Source organism: uncultured Campylobacter sp. (genome assembly GCF_938045405.1).
In the GTDB taxonomy this organism is placed as follows: domain Bacteria; phylum Campylobacterota; class Campylobacteria; order Campylobacterales; family Campylobacteraceae; genus Campylobacter_B.
Map to the genome: position 1 here is coordinate 1 of NZ_CALIMW010000068.1, position 3401 is coordinate 3401.

Annotated in this window: 4 protein-coding genes; all 4 read left to right on the forward strand. The window is 39.3% G+C overall.

Translation table 11 applies throughout. The annotated features are described in order from the left end of the window. Positions 1-281: HAD-IA family hydrolase (locus Q0140_RS02270; protein ID WP_297961333.1), on the forward strand; the 281-nt coding region annotated here is incomplete at its 5' end. 1 nt (position 282) lies between these two features. After that, positions 283-1068, forward strand: coding sequence for an aldolase/citrate lyase family protein (locus tag Q0140_RS02275; protein WP_297961336.1), 786 nt, complete (start codon positions 283-285; stop codon positions 1066-1068). A gap of 94 nt (positions 1069-1162) precedes the next feature. Continuing rightward, positions 1163-1981 carry an NAD(P)-dependent oxidoreductase gene (locus Q0140_RS02280; RefSeq protein WP_297961338.1) on the forward strand — a complete coding sequence of 273 codons (819 nt, stop codon included), beginning with the start codon at positions 1163-1165 and terminating at the stop codon, positions 1979-1981. Then, on the forward strand, positions 1978-3309 hold the full coding sequence (rfbH, locus tag Q0140_RS02285; RefSeq protein WP_297961341.1) for a lipopolysaccharide biosynthesis protein RfbH: 1332 nt from the start codon (positions 1978-1980) through the stop codon (positions 3307-3309). Before Q0140_RS02280 ends, rfbH begins: the two co-directional genes overlap by 4 nt. Positions 3310-3401 lie beyond the last annotated feature (92 nt).

The window sequence follows — 3401 nt, forward strand, 5'->3', positions numbered from 1 at the left end:
TCATCGATGAGTACCAAATCTACCAAGCAAAGGTATGGGGCGCAAGTGCAATCCTTGGTAGTATTGATGAAGAAATTAAGCTGGATATAGTAGGAAAGCCAAATCCTTTTATGCTCGAAATTTTATGTAAGGATTGGGGGCTTGATAAACAGCATATCGTTGTGGTAGGTGATAGGATAGAAAGTGATATGGCTATGGCAAAGAATTTTAATTGTAAAGGAATTCTAGTTGGCAATAATATTACATTGCTGGATGTTAAGAATAAAATTTTAAGGAGCTAAAATGAATGTTTTAGAATACGAGATGATCAATATTCTTAAAAGACTTAAAGACGAATACGGTGTTTTTGAGATCAAAGCAGAGTACGAGAATGAAGGTAGCAGGCAAGAAGAGCTTTGTAGGCTAAAGGATATTACTTCTAAAATTGATCTGCCTATTATTATGAAGATTGGTGGCGTAGAAGCTGTTACCGATATGTATAATGCTATCACGCTTGGCGTAAAAGGGATCGTAGCTCCGATGGCGGAGACAAAATTTGCCGTTAGTAAGTTCGTGGGCGCTATAAATACCTTTGTAGCAGAAGATAACCGTAATGATATAGAATTCGCGATTAATGTAGAAACCATAACATGCTATGAGAATTTAGACGATATTTTATCTTTAGAAAATATCAATACATTAACCGGCATAACGATAGGTAGGGTCGATTTTACTGGTTCGATGGGCAAAAATAGGGATTTTGCAGATAGCGATGAGATGTTAAAATATTGCGAAGATATTTACACTAAAGCAAGGGCCAAAGGACTAAAATGCGGTCTAGGCGGAGCCATATCCGCGAAGTCGTGCGATTTTATTAAATATCTCATTTCCAAAGGACTGCTTGATAAATACGAAACGCGAAAGATTGTCTATCATAAAGACGCCATAAATAATATGGAGGCTGGAATTTTAGCCGGTGTGGAATTTGAATTAGCCTGGCTTAAGAGCAAGCGTAGGTATTATCACAGAATCAAGTCCGAGGATGAGAAGAGAATCGAAATGCTTGAAAAAAGGCTAAGTAACAGATGAATCTTTTCATCACGGGCGGTAGCGGTTTTATCGGGTCGCATCTAAAAAAGCGTCTTGCGCTAAATGGAAATTTTAACGTTTTTGCTCCAAAAATTTGACTGACGAAAGCGTAGTTGACGATTTTGTCCGTGCGCATAAAATCGATACTATCGTCCATCTTGCCAATCGTGGCGGCGGTCGAGATACGCTGGATATGACAAATGTGACTGAGTATAATTTGCGGATTTTTTTCAATATTGCTAAGCAAAAAAATAAGGTTGCAAAGATCATATCATTTGGAAGCGGTGCGGAATACGGAAAACACAAGCCGATAATAAATGCTCGCGAGGATGATTATAAAAAGGCGCTTCCGCTTGATGAATACGGTTTTTACAAAGCTATCACATCGCATTATATTGAGGATTGCGCGGATAACATTATCCAACTTCGTTTATTTGGAATTTACGGCGAAATGGAGAATTACCGCTATAAATTTATTACAAATGCCGTAGTAAAAAACCTACTGCACCTACCCATCACGATCAATCAAAACGTATTTTTTGATTACATGTATGTCGATGACCTGTTAAACGTAGTGGAATTTTATATAGAAAATGACGCGCAACATAAAATTTACAACGCAAGCAGTGGGACAAAAATCGATCTACTTAGTCTAGCTGCGCTAGTAAATGAGGCGAGCGATTTTAAATCCGAGATAAGCGTGCTAAATGAAGGGCTGAATAACGAATACACTTCCGACAATAGCCTATTAAAATCCGAAATGAAAGATAAATTCAAGCTTACGCCGCATTCGGAAGCGATCGGTAAAATTCATAAATATTTTAAGCAAAATTTTACTAGCCTAGACTTAGATACCATCAAAAAAGACCCATATTTGGGAAAGATCAATGAAATTTGGAAAGGCAAGAAATGACCCCTCAAGAATTAAAACAAGAAATTTTAGAAAAAACGAAAGAGTATTATAGGCTGGTTCATGAGCCGGTGCAGAGAGCTAAATTTGAACCCGGCAAAAGCCGTGTGAATTACGCAGGTAGAGTCTTTGATGAGCACGAAATGGTAAATTTAGTAGATAGTTCGCTTGATTTCTGGCTCACATACGGCACATATTCTAAAAAATTTGAAAAGGAATTTGCCAAAATGCTTGGCGTAAAATGGGCGTTTTTAGTAAATAGCGGAAGTAGCGCAAATTTGCTTGCATTTTTTGCGCTTACCTCGCCGCTTCTAAAAGAGCGCCGCATAAAGAAGGGAGATGAAGTTATAACCGTAGCGGCAGGTTTTCCTACGACAGTTGCACCTATCGTGCAATACGGTGCCGTTCCAGTTTTTGTAGATATGGAGCTTGAGTATTTTAACATAGACCATACGAAGCTTGAGCTTGCGCTTAGTCCAAAAACGAAAGCCGTCATGGTAGCTCACACCCTAGGAAATCCTTTTAATATAAAAACCGTGAAGGAATTTTGCGATAAGCACGATTTGTGGCTTATCGAGGATAACTGCGACGCACTGGGCTCGCTGTATGATGGTAAGCCTACTGGTACATGGGGAGATATAGGTACGAGCAGCTTCTACCCGCCCCATCATATGACGATGGGCGAGGGGGGTGCTACATACACAAACAATCCGCTGCTTAAAAAAATTATGCTAAGTATGCGCGATTGGGGGCGCGACTGTTGGTGCGAGAGCGGCGTGGATAATACTTGCGGCAGGCGCTTTTCGCAGAAATTCGGTGAGCTGCCGCTCGGGTACGATCATAAATATGTTTATTCGCACTTCGGATTTAATTTAAAAGCCTCCGATATGCAAGCTGCCGTGGGTTGTGCGCAGATAGAGAAATTCCCTAGTTTCGTGCAGCGTCGTAGGCAAAATTTTAAAAAGCTTTATGATGGCTTAAAAGATATAAAGGAGCTTATTTTAGTTAAAACTCAGCCGCATTCCGAGCCTAGCTGGTTTGGCTTTATGATGACGATTGCGGACGGGGTAAAATTTAGTAGAAATGAGCTTAGTGAGCATCTAGAGAAGGTGGGCGTGCAAACAAGAAATTTATTTGCGGGCAATATGATCAAGCATCCGCTATTTGCAGAGCTAAAACTCGGAGAGGATTATAAAATTTCAGGAGAGCTAAAAAATACCGATAAAATAATGAGCGATAGTTTTTGGGTCGGCGTATATCCCGGTATGAGTGATGAGAAGATAGAGTATATTATAAAAACGGTTAGGGGATTCGTATCTACTAGAAGCTAAAATATAAATCATATCAAAATTTTAAAGTGCTATATGCAATATAAATAGTACTACATTATTTGGTTAAGCGCCGATATAGCAAAATTTAATTA

Bases quoted from the DNA above. Each gene is read 5' to 3' on its own strand.
- Q0140_RS02275 (WP_297961336.1), top strand. From the start codon at position 283: ATGAATGTTTTAGAATACGAGATGATCAATATTCTTAAAAGACTTAAA.
- rfbH (WP_297961341.1), top strand. From the start codon at position 1,978: ATGACCCCTCAAGAATTAAAACAAGAAATTTTAGAAAAAACGAAAGAG.